15 protein-coding genes are annotated in these 17,100 nt (G+C 64.3%); 9 read left to right on the top strand and 6 right to left on the bottom strand.

The features are described 5' to 3' along the window. Nucleotides 1-42: 42 nt before the first annotated feature. From rbcL to bioD, 7 genes are all read left to right on the top strand, one after another. On the top strand, nucleotides 43-1,293 hold the full coding sequence (gene rbcL, locus BDK88_RS08350; RefSeq protein WP_130500038.1) for a type III ribulose-bisphosphate carboxylase: 1,251 nt from the start codon (nucleotides 43-45) through the stop codon (nucleotides 1,291-1,293). 165 nt (nucleotides 1,294-1,458) lie between these two features. Further along, entirely contained in the window at nucleotides 1,459-1,914 is a 456-nt protein-coding gene (locus BDK88_RS08355; protein ID WP_242611632.1) for a hypothetical protein, read from the top strand. 119 nt (nucleotides 1,915-2,033) lie between these two features. Then, entirely contained in the window at nucleotides 2,034-3,560 is a 1,527-nt protein-coding gene (locus BDK88_RS08360; protein ID WP_130500039.1) for an amidase, read from the top strand. Between the two features lie 67 nt (nucleotides 3,561-3,627). Beyond that, on the top strand, nucleotides 3,628-4,734 hold the full coding sequence (gene bioB / locus BDK88_RS08365) for a biotin synthase BioB (RefSeq protein ID WP_130500040.1): 1,107 nt from the start codon (nucleotides 3,628-3,630) through the stop codon (nucleotides 4,732-4,734). Nucleotides 4,735-4,760: 26 nt separating this feature from the next. After that, nucleotides 4,761-5,822 (top strand): transcriptional regulator, encoded by a 1,062-nt coding sequence (locus BDK88_RS08370; RefSeq protein ID WP_130500041.1) that lies wholly within the window; start codon nucleotides 4,761-4,763, stop codon nucleotides 5,820-5,822. A 158-nt stretch (nucleotides 5,823-5,980) separates the two neighbouring features. After that, a complete protein-coding gene (locus tag BDK88_RS08375; protein WP_092931696.1) occupies nucleotides 5,981-7,204 on the top strand; it encodes an aminotransferase class I/II-fold pyridoxal phosphate-dependent enzyme in 1,224 nt (407 codons plus the stop codon). Beyond that, a complete protein-coding gene (gene bioD / locus BDK88_RS08380) occupies nucleotides 7,201-7,899 on the top strand; it encodes a dethiobiotin synthase (RefSeq protein WP_130500042.1) in 699 nt (232 codons plus the stop codon). The genes BDK88_RS08375 and bioD overlap by 4 nt, the downstream gene beginning before the upstream one ends. An 8-nt stretch (nucleotides 7,900-7,907) precedes the next feature. On the opposite strand, the gene BDK88_RS08385 is transcribed toward bioD, so the two are convergent. Both BDK88_RS08385 and BDK88_RS08390 read right to left on the bottom strand, forming a co-directional pair. After that, nucleotides 7,908-8,105, bottom strand: coding sequence for a hypothetical protein (locus BDK88_RS08385; RefSeq protein WP_092931692.1), 198 nt, complete (start codon nucleotides 8,103-8,105; stop codon nucleotides 7,908-7,910). Between the two features lie 207 nt (nucleotides 8,106-8,312). Beyond that, on the bottom strand, nucleotides 8,313-9,794 hold the full coding sequence (locus tag BDK88_RS08390; protein WP_130500043.1) for a replication factor C large subunit: 1,482 nt from the start codon (nucleotides 9,792-9,794) through the stop codon (nucleotides 8,313-8,315). Nucleotides 9,795-9,970: 176 nt separating this feature from the next. On the opposite strand from BDK88_RS08390, the gene BDK88_RS08395 reads away from it, so the two are divergent. Next, nucleotides 9,971-11,485: a glutamate--cysteine ligase family protein gene (locus tag BDK88_RS08395; protein WP_130500044.1), complete on the top strand. Its 1,515-nt coding sequence runs from the start codon at nucleotides 9,971-9,973 to the stop codon at nucleotides 11,483-11,485. Nucleotides 11,486-11,547: 62 nt separating this feature from the next. Here the strand turns inward: BDK88_RS08395 and BDK88_RS08400 are convergent, their stop codons facing one another. From BDK88_RS08400 to BDK88_RS08415, 4 genes are all read right to left on the bottom strand, one after another. Continuing rightward, on the bottom strand, nucleotides 11,548-12,210 hold the full coding sequence (locus tag BDK88_RS08400) for a hypothetical protein (RefSeq protein WP_130500045.1): 663 nt from the start codon (nucleotides 12,208-12,210) through the stop codon (nucleotides 11,548-11,550). A 125-nt stretch (nucleotides 12,211-12,335) separates the two neighbouring features. Then, the gene (locus BDK88_RS08405; protein ID WP_130500046.1) at nucleotides 12,336-13,679 is read right to left on the bottom strand and encodes a hemolysin family protein; all 1,344 of its coding nucleotides are present in this window, start codon (nucleotides 13,677-13,679) and stop codon (nucleotides 12,336-12,338) included. Between the two features lie 225 nt (nucleotides 13,680-13,904). Further along, nucleotides 13,905-14,549 (bottom strand): metal-dependent hydrolase, encoded by a 645-nt coding sequence (locus BDK88_RS08410; protein ID WP_130500047.1) that lies wholly within the window; start codon nucleotides 14,547-14,549, stop codon nucleotides 13,905-13,907. A gap of 59 nt (nucleotides 14,550-14,608) precedes the next feature. Further along, nucleotides 14,609-16,177 carry an ABC1 kinase family protein gene (locus BDK88_RS08415; RefSeq protein WP_130500048.1) on the bottom strand — a complete coding sequence of 523 codons (1,569 nt, stop codon included), beginning with the start codon at nucleotides 16,175-16,177 and terminating at the stop codon, nucleotides 14,609-14,611. Nucleotides 16,178-16,363: 186 nt separating this feature from the next. Here BDK88_RS08415 and BDK88_RS08420 point away from each other — a divergent pair, with 186 nt between their 5' ends. After that, nucleotides 16,364-17,074: a helix-turn-helix domain-containing protein gene (locus tag BDK88_RS08420; protein ID WP_130500049.1), complete on the top strand. Its 711-nt coding sequence runs from the start codon at nucleotides 16,364-16,366 to the stop codon at nucleotides 17,072-17,074. The last annotated feature ends 26 nt before the right edge of the window (nucleotides 17,075-17,100 follow it).

The following is a 17,100-nucleotide window of genomic DNA, read 5'->3' on the forward strand; positions in this document are numbered from 1 at the left end:
CACAAGCCCTATTAGTCGACGCGATGAATGCGATTCGGTACCATGACTGGAATCGAGTACGACGACTTTCTGGACCTCGAGTATGAGCCTGCGGCGACGGACCTGACTTGTGAGTTTACGATCGACCCGGCCGCGGACATGTCGATGGAAGCCGCAGCGAGCCGGGTCGCCTCCGAGTCCTCGAACGGCACCTGGGCAGCGCTCCACGTCGACGAGGACGAACTGACGGATCTCGGTGCAGTGGCCTGCGAGATCGACGGCACCGAGATCACCGTCGCCTATCCAGCGGCGCTGTTCGAGGCCGGTAGCATGCCCCAGATCCTCTCGTGTATCGCCGGGAACATTCTGGGGATGAAAGCCGTCGACTCGATCCGGCTCGAGGACTGCCACTGGCCGGAATCGATCGTCAGTGGCTTCCCGGGGCCGCAGTTCGGGACGAGCGTCGCCCACGAAAAACTCGACGCCGGCGAGCGGCCGGTACTGGCGACGGTCCCGAAACCAAAAGTCGGCCTCTCGACTGCAGCCCACGCCGACATCGGCGAGGAGGCATGGCTGGGTGGCGTCGACCTGCTGAAAGACGACGAGAACCTTACCGATCAGGAGTTTAACCCCTTCGAGGACCGCCTGACGGAGAGCCTCGCGGCCCGCGACCGCGCACAGGAGGCCACCGGCGAACGCAAGGACTACCTCGTGAACGTGACCGCTGAGACCAACGAGATGGTAGAGCGCGTCGACCTCGTGGCCGAACACGGCGGCGGCTTCGTCATGGTCGACGTGATCACCGCCGGCTGGGCGGCCGTCCAGAGCGTCCGCGAGCGCTGCGAGGAGCACGGCTTGGCGATCCACGCCCATCGTGCGATGCACGCCGCCTTCGATCGGCTCGAGCACCACGGCGTCTCGATGCGGGTCATCGCCCAGATCGCCCGCCTCTGTGGCGTCGATCACATTCACACCGGGACTGCGGGGCTGGGGAAACTCGCAAACGAGGACACGCCGGGGATCAACGAGTGGCTCACCGGCGAGTGTCACGGCCTGAAGCCAGTGCTGCCGGTCGCCTCTGGCGGACTCCATCCCGGCGTCGTCGACCAGCTGCTCGACACCCTTGGCACCGACATCATCGTTCAGGCCGGCGGTGGAATCCACGGCCACCCCGACGGCACCCATGCAGGCGCGAAAGCGCTCCGCCAGTCCGTCGACGCGTCGATGGCCGGCGAGTCGCTCGAGGACTATGCCGACGACCACTCGGAACTGGCGACGGCCCTCGAGAAGTGGGGCGCAGAGACGCCGCGGTGACGCCGTCGGAATCGGTCGCTGCGAGCAGAACGACCCAGCTGCCGGGGCCGGTAACACTCATGTAACTAGACATTCTTCTAGAATTCAGATAAATACATATAAATACAGCTGAGAGATACGGTAATGTCGTATAGACAGTCACGTCATCGTGGGCGTCCGTCGCCGGTGACTGTTCTGACCACAGTGACGGCTGCCCTGATCGCCGGGGCGGCGCTCGGCGGCGTGTTGCACGCGACCGGCAGTCTTCGGTCGGTGGCCGATGTCTACGGGCTCGAGGGGGTGGTAAACGAGTGGACGTTGGTCTTCTGTCACAGCCTCGTTGCGGGCGGGCCGTTCGTCGCGCTCGTCACTCGGCTTTCGCGAGGCCGATACGTCCCGCAGCCGCTCGCCGAGTGCTATCGAAGTCCGTTCCTCGGTGCCTGTGTGGGCCTTTCCTACGGTGTCGTCCTCTGGGTGACCGTCGTCGCCTACGGTGGCCCGCTTTTGCTTGGGCTCGCTACGGCACGTCCGTATCCGGTTCCCGTCGACCACTGGGGGAGTTTCGTCGGGCTGTCGACGTTCGGGGCCGTCTTCGGGGCGTGGTATCCGCTGCTCCGGACGTTCTTCGCCGAGCGGCGCTGATCGCGATCGCCGATTGAAACGGAATTCGTTCTCAGCGGGTGAGCTGATCGACCCTCGATCCTCGAGTGTCGGCTTTCCGGCGAACTTTTTTGTTTATTGTTATCGACCACCATGACCGTATGTCAGAGTCGCCACCAAACGTTCAGCCGCCGACGCCGGCGGAGATCCGCGAGTACGCACGACGCCATCACATCGACCTGACCGACCAGGAGGTCGAAGACTTCGAAGCCGCCATCACCGAGACGCTACTGGGCTACGAGCGATTGGACCAGCTTCCAGACTATCGACCACGCGTCGAGTATACGGACCGCGACCCCGGCTACCGGCCGGGACCCGACGAAGATCCGCTCAACGCTTTCGTCACGAAGTGCAAGGTAACGGGCGCAGACGACGGCCCGCTTGCGGACTACGAGGTCGGGCTCAAAGACAACGTCAATTTGGCCGGCGTTGAACTGACGGTCGGGTCGAAACTCTTCGAGGGCTACGTCCCGTCGACTGACGCGACGATCGTTACGCGGTTGCTCGACGCCGGTGCGACCATCACCGGGAAACTCAACATGGAAGACATGGCCTTCTCCGGCAGCGGCGAACTCTCCGCGACTGGGCCGGTACTGAACCCCGTCGATTCGGACTACATCGCGGGCGGGTCGTCGTCGGGGTCGGCAGCAGCCGTCGGCAACGGCGACGTCGACGTCGCCATCGGTGGCGATCAGGGCGGCTCGATTCGAATCCCCGCCGCGTGGAGTGGCCTCGTCGGTCATAAACCGACACATAGCCTGGTCCCATACACCGGGATCGTCGGTCTCGGCCGGTCGTTCGACCACGCCGGGCCGATCTGTTCGACCGTCGACGACTGCGCGCGAGTGCTGAACGTGATCGCCGGAAAAGACGGCCTCGACCCTCGCCAGGGAGTCGTGCCGACCGACGACTACCGCGAGGCGCTTTCGGACGATCCATCGGATGTGACTGTCGGCGTCCTCGAGGAGGGGTTCGACCGCGAGACAGGTGAGTCGGGCGTCGACGAAACCGTTCGCGACGCGCTCGCAGCGTTCGAGGACGCCGGGGCGACGGTAACGGAGGTCTCCGTGCCGATGCACCTCGATGGCCTGACCATCTGGAACGCGATCGCACTCGAGGAGACGGCCGCGACGGTCGACAGTGAGGGCGTTGGCCACTACGGGAAGGGCTTCTACGATACGCAACTGGCCGATGCGTTCGGGCGGGCGCGGCGGTCGGACGCCGACGACTACATCACGACGTTGAAACTCACGCTCGTCCTCGGCGAGTACCTCTCGGACGAGTACCGCGGCCACTACTACGCGAAAGCGCAGAATCTCAGCAGAAAACTGGCCGAGGAGTACGACGACGCGCTCGCGGACGTCGACGTCCTCGCGATGCCGACGACGCCACAGACCGCCCACGCAGTCGACGAGTCGATCTCGCGCCTCGAGGCGATCGACCGCGCGCTCAATATGCTTCACAACACGTCCCCGTTCGACGTGACTGGCCATCCGGCGACATCGGTGCCCGCCGGGACGGCAGACGGACTACCAGTCGGACTCATGCTGATCGGGGAACGCTTCGACGACGCGACGGTGCTCTCGAGCGCGTATGCGTTCGAACAGCACATCGAAACCGGTCTGTGAGCGGCGGACGATCACGTGATCGTGACCGTCCAAAAACATTATATGCTCGTTAACCACCATTCTGAGTGTGGTTTACGAGACTGGAAACGAGACGGTCGACGACGCACTCGAGCGGGTCGTGGCCGGCGAGCGACTCGATCGGACCGACGGGCTGGCGCTGATGGCCCAGCCGGTCGATGTCCTCGCCGAAGCCGGCGCAGCCGTGCGTGATCACTTCGGTGATGGCACGGTCGATGCCTGCTCGATCGTCAACGCGAAAGCGGGCAACTGCGCCGAGGACTGTGGGTTCTGTGCGCAGTCGGTCCACTTCGATACCGGCATCGAGACCTACGGCTTCCTCGGCCCGGAGAAGGTCTTAGAGGCCGCCAAACGCGCCGAACGTGACGGTGCCCAGCGCTTCGGGATCGTCGTCGCGGAGAAAGGCGTCTCGAAGGAACACCGGCCCGAAGAATGGGCGGAGGTCATCGAGTCGATCCGCCTCGTCCGCGACGAGTGCGATCTCGAGGTCGACGCCTCGCTCGGGATCCTCACCGAGGAGGAGGCTGCGATCCTCGCCGAGGAGGGGATCAACCACTATAATCATAACATCGAAACCTCGCCGAACTACTTCCCCGAGATCGTCGACACCCACAGCTTCGAGGATCGGGTGAAGACCCTCGAGGTCGCCAAGGAGGCCGGCATGGACCTCTGTGCGGGCGTCATCCTCGGGATGGGCGAGACCCCGACGGATCGCGTCGAGGCTGCGATCGCGTTACAGGACATCGGCATCTCCTCGCTGCCAGTGAACGTCCTCAACCCGGTCGAGGGAACGCCACTGTACGAGCAGGGTGTCGGCATCTCGACCGAAGAAATCGTGAAGACGGTCGCGGTGTACAAACTCCTCCATCCCGAGTCGCGGGTGCGACTCACCGGCGGCCGCGAGGTCAACCTCGCCCCCGACGAGCAGCACCTGCCACTGGAGGCTGGCGCGGACGGCCTACTCACCGGCGACTACCTCACGACCGAGGGCCAGTCACCCGGCGAGGACATCGAGATCATCGAGCGCGCGGGTCTCGAGCCCAACCAGGAGACCAACGAGTTCGACCCCGAGGAAGTGAAGACCCGCCACAGCGACGCTGCGGAGTCGTCGACCGAGACGGCACCACGAACAGGCGCAGAACCGAGCGACGACTGACAGAGATTCAACATACCACGACAATCATGGACGACGTTACGTTTGCGGTACTCGGAACCGGCGGTATTGGCCGACGAGCACTCGAAGTGAGCCAGCACAAAGACGCCCTGACACCCGTCGCGGCGTGTGACCGCCACGGGACCGCGATCGATTTCGACGGCCTCGACGTCGACGAACTGCTCGAGGCAACCGAGGGCAACATTGATAATGAGGTTGCAACTGACGGCGGAGCGGACACGACGGCCGCATCCGAGGGCGGCGTCAAACAACACGGCGAAGAGCTCGGCGTCGTCGCCTCCGAACAGGCCCGCCCGAGTGAGGATCCGATCCAGGACGTGATCGACCACGGCGACGAGATCGATGCCGTCCTCCTTGCACTGCCGAACTACGAACACGACTTCATTCCGCGGACCGCCGAGCGGTTCATCGAGGGTGGCTACTCCGGCGTCATGATCGACGTGCTCAAGCGCTCGCGCGTGATCGACATGCTCGACGACCGCCGCGAGGCGTTCGAGGACGCCGGCATCACCTTCATCTGTGGTGCGGGCGCGACGCCCGGCCTGCTGACCGGCGCGGCGGCGCTGGCCGCCCAGTCGTTCGTCGAGGTCACTGACGTCGACATCCACTGGGGCGTCGGCCTCAAATCCGGCTACGAGGACAACCGCGGCACCGTCCGCGAGGACATCGCCCACCTCCCCGAGTACGACATCGAGACCGCTCGGGAACTCTCCGAAGCAGAGATCGAAGAAATCATCGACGCCCACGACGGCGTCATCGAGTTCGAAGACATGGAACACGCAGACGACGTGCTCCTCGAGCGTGCGGGCGTCTGCGACGCCGAAGACGTCACGGTCGGCGGCATCCTCGACGTGTACAACGACGAGAAGCCGACGACGACTACAGTGCGTGTTACTGGCCGGACATTCGATGGCGAGACCGCGACGAACACCTTCCAGCTCGGCGATGAGACGAGCATGGAAGCGAACGTCAACGGGCCCGCGCTGGGCTATCTGAAAGCCGGCGTGCGACGGAACCGTGCCGGCGAGTACGGCGTCTTCGGCCCCGCCGAACTGATGCCCGGCTTCTGACGACACCGCGACGAGCTTTTCGATCGCTCCGATGAAACGCATACACATGATGACACGGAACCGTCGCGTCCCGGCGACGAGCCGACCGAACCGAGCCGAACCAGCCGATCGATACGAATCGTGAGAGTCAAACCGTGGCGCTGAGTCCGTTTAGCCGAATGGCCGACCGTGGGTTCGACCTCGAGGACCGACTCGAGACCCTCGAGGACAACGATCTGAAACGCTCGCTCTCGCCCGTCGATCGGGTCGCCGAGCGCGGCTACTTCGCCGAGCCCTCGGGCGGCGACCTGCCCGTTCTCGATTCGGCGGAGGCACTTGTGTTTGCCTCGAACAACTATCTGGGGCTGACGGACGACCAGCGGGTCCAAGACGCCGCTCGGCAGGCTGCCGCGACCGTCGGTACGGGTGCCGGTGCGAGCCGGCTCGTTACGGGCGATACGATGGTCCACCGGGACCTAGAGCGGCTGCTCGCCGAGACGAAAGGAACCGAGCGCGCGCTTGCCTTTTCCTCGGGCTATGCCGCGAACGTCGGAACGATCACGGCACTCGAGCCGGATGTCGTCTTCTCCGACGAATTGAATCACGCGAGCATCATCGATGGCTGTCGACTGTCGGGTGCCGAGACCGTCGTCTACGACCACTGCGACGCGGCGAGTCTCCGATCGAAGCTCGCGGAGCGAACCGACCAAGCAAGACGGGACGGCCGTGATCCGGCCGACGAAGCCTGGCTGATCGTCACCGATTCGGTGTTCAGCATGGACGGCACTGTCGCCCCGCTCGCGGCAATCTGTGACGCCGCCGAGGAGTACGGCGCGTGGGTGATGGTCGACGAGGCCCACGCGACCGGCCTCTACGCGAACGGCGGCGGGGTCGTCCAGGCCGAAGGGCTCGAGGACCGCATCCAGATCCAGCTGGGGACGCTCTCGAAGGCGCTGGCCAGTCAGGGCGGCTATGTCGCCGGCAGTACCGAACTGATCGAGTTACTGATCAATGACGCGCGCTCGTTCGTCTTCTCGACCGGGCTCGCGCCGCCGGCGGCCGCCGCCGCAAGCGAAGCGTTGCATATCGCTCGCCACAGCGACGTCCGCGACCGCCTCTGGGAGAACGTTGCACATCTCCGTGATGGCCTCGAGTCCATGGGCTTTGAGGTCTTGGGCTCCTCGCAGATCCTGCCCGTGCTCGTCGGCGACCGACAGGATGCACTCGCACTCGCGGATGGCATCCGCGAACGAGACGTCGTCGCGCCGGCGATTCGGCCGCCGACGGTCCCCGAGGGAACCAGTCGAATTCGCGTCGTCCCGATGGCGACACACGATCAAGACGACGTCATCGCTTGTCTCGAGGCGTTCCGCGCCGCGGGCGAGGAGGTCGGAGTGCTGTGACCGCGACCCAACCGATCGCCGTCGTCGGCACCGGCACTGGCGTCGGAAAGACGGTCATCACGGCCGGGCTCACGCGCTTGCTTCGCGAGGCCGGCCACGACGCGCGGGCGATCAAGCCGGCCCAGACGGGCCATCCGCCCGACGACGACGCGGAATTCGTCGCTACAGCCTGTGACGATCCCGAGGCTGCGACCTGTCCCCGCTATCTCGAGCCGGCGCTCGCTCCACGGGTTGCAGCTGAGGTTGCCGACGAATCCCTCTCTTATGAGACGATCCGCGCCGCGTGCGAGCGTGAAATCGACGCGACTGCAGTCCCGATCATCGAGGGCATCGGCGGGCTGCGGGTACCACTGGCCGGCGATCACGAGGTGATCGATCTCGTCGCCGACCTCGAGGCCGCGGCGGTCGTCGTCACCCGGTCGGGACTGGGGACGCTCAACCACACCGCACTCTCGATCGACGCTCTCGAGGCCCGCGGGATCGATGTCGTCGGCATCGTCTGCAACGAGTACGCCGGCGAGACGGTCGCCGAACGGACTAATCCAGACGAACTTGAGCGGATGACCGGCTACGCGGTCGAGACGGTGCCGCCGCTGGCTGACGATGTTCTTTCGGATCCGCGGCAGATGGCTATCGGCGTCGGGGACGCACTGTTACCGGCGTTCCGTGCGTTACTGCCGGTAGAAACCAGCTGATCACACCCTCAGGCCGACGGCGCTGGTCGCTCTTCGTCGACTGTCGACTGCTCGCTCTCCGATGGCAGTGGTCTGTCCTCGACGTGGTCGTCGACGAGGTGTGACACTACTTCGGACTTCCGATGCTCGACCTCGAGGTGAACCCGGAGGTCGGTTCGGTCGGTGTACGTCTCCGTACAAAGCGGGCAGCGACGTGGTTCTGTCATTCAAGCGGTCACCAACAGCCACTCTCACCGTTCACCGATGTAATAGTGTCGATTGGTAAGAAATCCTTTAGTTCCGCAGCGAATGTAACCGGAAATCGTGCCCGAATCGAAACTGTCAGACACCACGGTCACAGATCGATCGAACGCGAGACACGATGCGCCCACACGGATTGTTTGAGCACCCAGAGTCTCGATGGAACTGCTGGCTCACATGAAGTCGCCCAATCCGGATTGATCGCCATCCGGTTCGTCGGGCGCTGTTGCGTCTGCAGATGTCGCCGATTCATCTGCCGGCGTGTCGTCCGCCGATGTCGCAACCGTCCGCTGTCCGCTGTCGTCATCGTCAGTCGAGTCGTCGGTATCCCCACTCGAGCGTTCGGTCTCGAAGAAGGCGTTGCCCGAGTGTTCGACTGCCTGCTCGGCTTTCAGATCGGCGGCATCCTCAACGATCGACGCGACCTTGTTGGTGTCTTTCCCGCTGCCGGTAATAAACGAAACCTCGGCTTCGTCGAGGTCGTAGGCCGCCGCCATCCGGACGGTCAGGTCGCGGTTCCGACAGTGGTGTGTCATTGTCGAAAGGAACGGGAGGATCTCGCGGCGGACGGTGGCGACGCTTGCGCCTTCGCGCTCGGCGATGCGTTCGGCGATCGAATCACGGGTATTCCGGGTTCCCTTGGTGCGGCCGAGTTTCGACCAGTAACTCGGTGGGCCATAGCGCGTCCAGCCGCCTTTGGAGCCGCGTCTCGAGGCGGCGACGCCGGCGGTCATGTTGTCCGTTGCGTATCGCCAAAACGAGTAGTCCTGTGTCGCTCGGACCCGACCAAGCCAGCGGTCGGCGTTGGAGAGGAACTCGTAGGCGTCGGCCAGCTCCGCGCCCTCGTAGTCTTTCGGGACGTTGTCCTCGATCCAGTTGAGCATCTCGTCGGGCGTTTCGTCGACATCATACGAGGCCCGCAGCGCGCCCTCGGCGTCTTTCTCCTTGATCAGGTCGTCGAGGAAGTCGAAGATCCCCTCGGTGGTGTCGCGCTCGCTCGTGACCACGTCCTCGACGGTCAGCCGTTCGGTTTCCTCGGCGACCGCCTGCAGGTCGTTGACCGCCGAGCGAAGGTCGCCGCTGGTCGACTCGGCGATCTTCGCTAACGCCTCCTCTTCGAACTCGATGTCCTCGCGTCGGCAGATGTCCCGCAGGACGGGCACGATCGAGCGCTTCGAGACGTCGCGAAACTCGATCGTCTCGCAGGCGTTTCGCAGCGATTGGCTCATGTCGTAGAACTCGTTTGCCACGAGAACGATCGGCTGACTTGCGTTCTTGACGACGCGAGTCACCTCCCGCGAGCCGCCGTAGTCGGCGTTCCCGTGAAAATTGTCCGCCTCGTCTAAGATGACCAGCCGCCGGCCCGCCTCGCCGCCAGTCAACGTGCCGCTTTTGGCGGCCTCGCCGGCGATCCGTTCGATGACGTCCGCCCCGCGGCTATCGCTGGCGTTGAGCTCCATCACCGGCCAGCCCATGTCGGCGGCCAGCGCGTGGGCAGCGGAGGTCTTCCCGACGCCGGGGCTGCCGTGGACGATCACCGCCTGCCGGTGGTCGTCCCAGGTTTCGGCCCACTCTTTCAGCTGGTCGCGGGCCTTGTTGTTGCCGCGTACCTCCGACAGCGTCGTCGGGCGGTACTTCTCCGTCCAGTCGGTCATTGCACCATCATTGGTGTGTTCGGCGTTTAGGGATTGCGGAGCGTCACTCTTCGCCGGTCGCTTTCACGGCGAAACGCGGTGTGGCGTCCTTGCCGCTGGCTATAGGCTGCAATCGTGCCAACGGGCACCGCAAGTGACGCATACTTCTAAGCGACTGGGGTAGCTTTGTGCAGGTGATGGCGGATCACATCGACCTCGTCAGGCGCTCACTTCGGGACACGACGCGGAGCGAATTCGACCGGCGCGTCGACGAGCAAGCCGCCCGTCTCACCGACGCCCTTCGTGCAGGCCGACTCGACAATCCCAATTTTGCCCTCGGGATCGAACTCGAGGCGTACGCCGTCGACGACGATCGGCGGCTGACTCGCGTGCCAGAGCCCGTTCTCGAGGGGCCCTGCGAGAAGGAACTCGGACGGCACAACGTCGAGTTCAACACTAACCCGAGTCCGTTCGACGGCGAGGGGGCTGTCGCCCAGGCGACACAGCTCCAGCGCCACTATCGGCGCGTCCAGCAAGCAACCGATCGAGCAGGCACGGCGATCGTTCTGGATGCCATGTGGACGATTCCACCTCAGGGCAGAACGCGTGCGTACCTCGGGGACGTCTGCGAGAGCGAGGGGATCACGATCGCCGAGAACATGACCCCGTCGCCTCGCTACGCCGCGATCGACAACGACGTTCTGGACCGAACCGAGGGATCGATCACCCTGTCCGTCCCGGGAACTGAGTGTCAGTTCCCGTCGATCCTGTTCGAGTCGCTTACGAGTTCGATCCAGCCCCACATCCAGATTCCCAACGCCGAGGCGTTTCCCCGCTACCACAACACGGCCGTCCGGACGCTCGGTCCCGTGCTCGCGTTAGCGACGAACTCGCCACTTCTCCCGCCAGATCTGTACGATATCGAGGACCCGTACCGCCTGCTCGAGGAGACGTATCACGAACTCCGGATTCCGGTGTTCGAGCAGTCGATCAATCATGCGTGGGAGAAGGTCCGCTTCCCCGAGGAGATCGAGAGTCCAACCGAGACGATCGACGAACTTGTCGCCGATCCGACGTGTGCACCGTTTCTCCGCGAGTGGCTCGAGGCGGGCGACCGCGAGACGTTTCCCGACCGGTTCTGGGAGCTCAACCACAAGCGGGGGACCTACTGGCGGTGGCTCCGCGCCGTCGTCGGCGGCCAGCCGGTCGGTCAGGGCGACCACTGGTCGATCCGCATCGAATACCGGCCCCTGCCCACGCAGCCGACGATCGCCGAAAACATCGGATTGCAGTGGCTCGTCGCCGGCCTCGTTCGGGGCCTGTGTGTGACCGACCACCCGCTCGCGAGCCTCGATCGCGACGCGGCCGAACGGAGTTTCTACAGCGCAGTCGAAGACGGGCTCGACGCCGACCTCGCCTGGGTCACCGCTGACGGCGATCGAACGACCGATCGAACCGTGATCTACGAGGAACTCTTCGAGTTCGCTCGTCGGGGTCTCCGCGAGCAGGGCGTTCCCGATGAAGCCATCGAGGAGTATCTCGCCCCGATCGAGACGCGCTGGACCGATCGGCTGACTCCGAGTCGGTGGAAGCTAGCCCGGGTCACCGATCATCTCGACGCCGGCATGCGATTTACCGATGCCGTCTACGAGATGCAAACCGAGTACATCCGTCGGTCGGGGGCCGGTGACCCGATCGTCGAGTGGTCCTGAGCGCAGTAGTCGCCCGTTCTTTCCCCGCTTCCGCGAGCCACGCCGACCCCTGGTTTCCCGTGTTACCCACCCCCGAGCGTCGCGTCGGCGCTGTCGGATTCGAGTTCGCTGAGACAGTCGCTGGCGTGGGGATTTTCGTGTGTCGGGGTGACTCGCTCGTAGTCGGTTCGCCGGGTCGTCAGCGACGAGATGACCGTCCCGCCCCTGCCGTACTCCGATATTTCGACGACGATCTCGTTGTCGCGCTCCCGGACGGTCGAGCCATCAGCGATCTCGAAGACGACCGTTCCCGAAAACGGGGCCGTGACGTCTTCACCGAAGACGACTCCGTCTTCGAGGAGGGTATTGCCGTAGAGCCCATCATCGTAGAATCCCGTACTCGCCAGGGCGACGTCGCCGTCCTCGAACGACCCGGTTACCGTGGCTCGAGTACAGGAGTCGAACGCCACGTCCCGTTTCGACTCAGTGGCCTTCTCACCGGGATCGGCCGACTCGTCGGGTTCCGCGTCGGCCGTGTCCGAACCGTCGGAACGCCCATCAGTGCCGTTCGACTCGGTGGTCCCTGCACGACCCTCGTCGGAACCGGTCGCTGCATCGTTCGAATCGTACGATTCGGTGCCGTCGTCCGTCCCGTTCCCGCCGGTCGAGTCGGTGCGATTCGCGTCGAGACAGCCTGTCACACCGACGCCGATACCTGTCGCGCCGATGAACGTCCGGCGATCCATATCCGGTCCAGTCCGCCTTGCACCATAAAATGTCTGCAATATATTACTTTCGATTACAGTCATCGGATCGGACGTGACTGCCCAGAGTGTCAACCAATCGACTCGAGCCGCCGACCACGGCCGACTCAGTCCGACGACTCCTCGACCTCGGCCGTCGCCTCGTCGCCGATCACGCTCGCGATGCGGGTTCCCTCGACGGCGTCGACAGTCAGCTCGTAGCCGTCAGCCAGTATCACGTCGCCGATCTCGGGGGCGCGGCCGAGGCGACTCAACACCAGTCCGCCGATGGTGTCGAACGCCTCGCTCTCAAAGGACGTCTCGAGCTCCTCGTTGACGTCGGCCAGCGAGACGCCGCCGTCGACGCCGTAGCGACCGTCCCCGAGTTCGTCGATCGAGGGCTCCATCTCGGCGACGTCGAACTCGTCTTGGATCTCGCCGACGACCACCTCGATGACGTCCTCGATCGTCAGGATCCCCTCGAACGCGCCCCACTCGTCGATGACGACGGCCAACTGGACGTTTCGGCGGCGAAACTCCGTCAGGACGTCGTCGATGCGGCGAGTCTCCGGAACGAAAATAACGTCTCGAGCGAGGTCCTGCGCGGTTGGTTCGGCTTCGGTGTCGGCTGCTGTTTCGATCGCGTGGAGCACGTCTTTCGCGTGGACGAACCCGACCACCGGCTCGTCGGCGTCCTCGTCGACGACGGGGAAGCGAGTGTAGCTCCCGCTTGCGGCGACGGCTCGCAGCTCCGAGAGGGGCATGTCAGCGCTGACGGTGACGACGTCGGGTCGGGGGACCATCACCTCGCGGGCGGGCGTCTCTCCCAGTTCGAAGATCGATGAGATCATTTCCACTTCGTCCGTGTCGACGGCTCCCTGCTCTCCCGACTGCGAGACGATGCGGATGATCTCCTCGGGGCTGTGGCTTTCGTCGCGTTCTGAGGCCGGCGCGACGCCGATCAATCGCGTAAAGAAGTTCGCCGTGCCGTTGAAGACGACGATCCCCGGGATGAAGATATAGTAGAAGAACTTCATCGGCGCAGCGACCAGCAACGCGATCCGCTCGGCATCCGCGATGGCCAGCGTCTTCGGCGCGAGTTCCCCGAAGACGACGTGCAGGAAGGTGATGACGCTGAATCCGATCGCGATCGCGACCAGATGGAGCGAGCCAGCGGGGAGCACCGATCCCAGCACGGGCTCGAGCAGCGAGGCGATGGCCGGTTCGCCGACCCAGCCAAGCCCCAGCGAGGCGATCGTGATCCCGAGCTGGGTGGTCGCGAGGTAGTCGTCCAAGTTCTCCTCGGCTTCCTGGACGAGCTTCGCCGACGACCGCCCCTCCTCGACGAGCGTTTCGATCTGTGTCGATCGGATGCGGACGTACGCGAACTCCGCGGCGACAAAAAAGCCGTTCAGGAAGACCAGAAAGAGAGCAAAGAGGAGCCGCCCGAACGAGAACGCGAGGTCTACCATCGTCCGATCACCGTCGGTCGTGCACGCGCCAGTGCTATCGCTGGTTCGGCGCTGTCGAACCGTGATCGGTGATCGAATCGTTTCTGCCTTTGGTCCGATCCGACAGCGCGAGAGACATCGTTCGACGGCGCGGCTGACACAGCCGCCCGTTTGCCGACACACGCAATCATACGCACACTTGGCACACAACTTACAAAGCGGTGGCGCTGACGGTCGACGCTCGTCTCACACCGTGCGTCGCTCCTCGAGGACCCGCACGCAAACTGCCGCGAAGCCGGCAACGGTGAGAACGAACCGCTCACCGGTCGCAGTGATCGGGAAGATCCGCTCGACGCCGACTGTGGGTTCGCCACGGGTTGGATCGAATCCCGTCCGGTAGTGGGTGTTTTCGGTCGTCCCGCGGACCGTCGACTCGGCAATGCCGCCGGACTCGAGTTCGACGAACGTCTGAACGAGTCCGCGCTGGTCGGTCACGAGCAGCGTCCCGGAGAGGTCGTAAAACCGGTCGTGAAGCGGCCAGAAGAGATTGACGCCGTTGAAGAAGGCATCGAACAGGACGTGTGCGAACAGCAGCGCCGCCAGCGTGACCCACGCGACGCGCGGGGCGGCGTCACCCCATCGCCTTCGGACGAGCGATTCCTCGCGGATCACACCGTCCCACAGCAAGCAGACGGCGGGAACGAGGACGATCCAGACGTTGTGCAACGCTGCCCGATGCGTTCCAGGAACGACGATTCCGATTAGCGTATCGAGATCGAGGAGGGCGCTCGTGCCCATTACCACCAGGATCGATCGCGTGTCGAAGGTATCATCAAGCAATGCGGCCCCAAGCAGGCCAGCGAACGCGACGTGGACGACGGTCGATGGCACACTCCACCGACTCGAACCGCGAGGGCTTGACTGTTGGGGACACCGGGGACGAACCCACCTCACTGATGGTGTCGCTTGCGGAGGTACTGTCCGAGCAACAGGATCCCACCGACCCCAGCGACGATCTCAAGCGACCCCTCATGGAAGATCAACACAGACGCGGCAACGAACAGGGCTCCAGCGAGGACGGCATAGCCGACTGCCGGATCACCGCCGGTGGGCGACTCGACGGGTTCAGTTCTGACGACGAGTTCGCCGCGCTCGAGTTGGCCGAAGACGGTGTCGAACCGGGCTGGGGTCCGTGCGAGGACGGGCAGTGACGCGCGCAGATCGTCGCGCACGTCCGACAGCAGCGTCTCGAGTTCGCTCTCGATAAAGCCGTGATCGACGAGAAACGAGCGTGTGACCCCGAGGAAATCGAAGTCGGGATCGAGCGTCCGACAGACGCCTTCGCCGACCGTGCCGACGCGCATGAGCAACATCACGTTCGGCGGGATGCGAAACGGGAATTCGTGGAGCCGCGCGAACAGTTCGGTGATGATCTGTCGCCAGGTAACCTCCGAGCGCCCTTCGAGGCTCTCGATAACGAGTTCGAGCACCTGCCGGACCTGAACGCGATCGACCGCCGGATCGAGCACCTCGAGCGCGATGAGCGTGTTCAGGAGGCCGTCGACGTCGCGACGGACGAGCGTCCGGTAGAGGGCGGTGATGTCGGCTTGCTCATCGGCTGTCAGTCGCTGGCTCATCCCGTAATCGTAGATGACAAGTCGGCCGTCGTCGGTCACCGAGAGGTTCCCCGGATGGGGATCCGCGTGGAAGACGCCGTCGATGAGTCCCATCTTCAGGTACGTGCGGGCGATCAGCGTCGCCATCTCGGTGGGCTCGATGCCGACCGCGGCCAGCGCGCGCTCGTCGGTGATCTTCCTGCCCTCGACGTACTCCATCGCGACGACGCGCTCCGAACACAGGTCGGGATAGGTATCGGGGACGACGATCCGATCGTCGTCGGCGAAGTTGTCGTCGATCTCCGCCATGATCGACGACTCCCGCGCGAAGTCGAGTTCCTCGAGGATGATGTCTTCGAAGTCACCGGCGAGGTTTTCGATCGAGTAGCGCTGGCGCTCGTCGGCGAGCAACAGAAGCAACGGGACCAATCCCCTGATGACCCGCAGGTCGCGCTCGATCACCGCAACGATCCCTGGCCGCCGGACTTTCAGGGCGATCCGCTCGCCTTCGTACGCGGCGGTGTAGACGAACGCCAGCGAGCCCCCGGCGACCGGCTCGAGCGTCTCGAGATCGATGACGTCCTCGAGTTCGGCTTCGACGACGGTCATCGGGTCGCCGCCTGCCTCTTCTGGGACTTCGTCCTGTAGTGTCGCGAATTCCTCGACGTACGTCGGCGGGACGATGTCCGGTCGCGTCGACAGCACCTGGCCGACCTTGATGAACGCCGGCCCGAGATCCAGCATCGTCTCTGTGAGTTGCTGGGCGCGATTCCGGTGGACTGCGGTCGAGACATGTCGGGATGGTCCGAACAACAGAAACCGTCGTCTATCCCTGAGAAACGCGACCGCGAGGGGAAAGAACCGAAGGAGAACCTGAACGTATCGAAGATAGTAGCCCCTCATCGGTCGTCGAATCCGGCCACCTCGATCGGACGCTCGTCCATACGTCGTGTTCGAACACTAGACACAAATACGTCAGTGCTCCGGCGGGTGATACCGCCGGGGCGATCGGTCGCCGCGATGGCGGCGGGTACTGGTCTCCCAACCAGTCTCCGGTAGCTACTTGAGTCGACCGGATGACCGACGGGTATGAGCGGACGCGGCCCGAAACGGGAGCTCGCGGAGAAGATTGCCGGGGAGATCACGCTAAGTGACGACCCCGGCGCGACGCTGCGCAAATGGCGCACCGACTTCGACATCTCACAGACCGACCTCGCGGCCGAACTCGACGTCTCGTCGTCGGTCATCTCCGACTACGAGAGCGGTCGCCGGGAAAGCCCCGGCATCGGCGTCGTCGGCCGACTCGTTGAGGGGCTGCTCACAATTGACGAGCGACGTGGCGGCGAACGCATTCGACAGTACGGCCGCGTTCTCTCTGCCGGTTTCGAGAGTGACGTCGTCTACGACCTCCGCGAGTACGCCACCTCGATCCCCCTCGCACGACTGTACGACGACCTCGAGGCCACCGAAGTCACTGCGGGCAGCACCGATCGCGTCAGCGGTCATACCGTCATCGATAGCATCGAGGCGATCACCCGTCTCTCGAGCGAGGAGTTCTTCCGCCTCTACGGCCAGAGCACGAACCGCGTGCTCGTGTTTACCGGCGTGACCCGCGGGGAGTCGCCGCTCGTGGCGCTGCGGGTCGTCAATCCGACGCCCAACGCGGTCATCCTGCATGGCATCGAGGAAGCCGACCTCTGGGATCACGCGGCCGACCTCGCACGCATCGACGGCTACTCGCTTGCCGTCACGAACGCGCCACTCGACGACATGCTCGAGTATCTCGTTAGCCTCGAATAAGGGGGAACGCCGTCGGGAGTCGGCTG

Origin of the sequence: Natrinema hispanicum (genome assembly GCF_004217335.1) — an archaeon.
GTDB classification, from domain to species: Archaea; Halobacteriota; Halobacteria; order Halobacteriales; family Natrialbaceae; genus Natrinema; species Natrinema hispanicum.

Excerpts from the sequence above, each read along its gene's own strand:
- BDK88_RS08390 (WP_130500043.1), bottom strand. The coding sequence starts at position 9,794 with ATGACCGACTGGACGGAGAAGTACCGCCCGACGACGCTGTCGGAGGTA.
- BDK88_RS08405 (WP_130500046.1), bottom strand. The coding sequence starts at position 13,679 with ATGGTAGACCTCGCGTTCTCGTTCGGGCGGCTCCTCTTTGCTCTCTTT.
- BDK88_RS08400 (WP_130500045.1), bottom strand. The coding sequence starts at position 12,210 with ATGGATCGCCGGACGTTCATCGGCGCGACAGGTATCGGCGTCGGTGTG.
- BDK88_RS08360 (WP_130500039.1), top strand. The coding sequence starts at position 2,034 with ATGTCAGAGTCGCCACCAAACGTTCAGCCGCCGACGCCGGCGGAGATC.
- rbcL (WP_130500038.1), top strand. The coding sequence starts at position 43 with ATGACTGGAATCGAGTACGACGACTTTCTGGACCTCGAGTATGAGCCT.
- BDK88_RS08395 (WP_130500044.1), top strand. The coding sequence starts at position 9,971 with ATGGCGGATCACATCGACCTCGTCAGGCGCTCACTTCGGGACACGACG.
- BDK88_RS08420 (WP_130500049.1), top strand. The coding sequence starts at position 16,364 with ATGAGCGGACGCGGCCCGAAACGGGAGCTCGCGGAGAAGATTGCCGGG.
- BDK88_RS08385 (WP_092931692.1), bottom strand. The coding sequence starts at position 8,105 with ATGACAGAACCACGTCGCTGCCCGCTTTGTACGGAGACGTACACCGAC.
- BDK88_RS08375 (WP_092931696.1), top strand. The coding sequence starts at position 5,981 with ATGGCCGACCGTGGGTTCGACCTCGAGGACCGACTCGAGACCCTCGAG.
- BDK88_RS08370 (WP_130500041.1), top strand. The coding sequence starts at position 4,761 with ATGGACGACGTTACGTTTGCGGTACTCGGAACCGGCGGTATTGGCCGA.
- BDK88_RS08415 (WP_130500048.1), bottom strand. The coding sequence starts at position 16,177 with ATGAGGGGCTACTATCTTCGATACGTTCAGGTTCTCCTTCGGTTCTTT.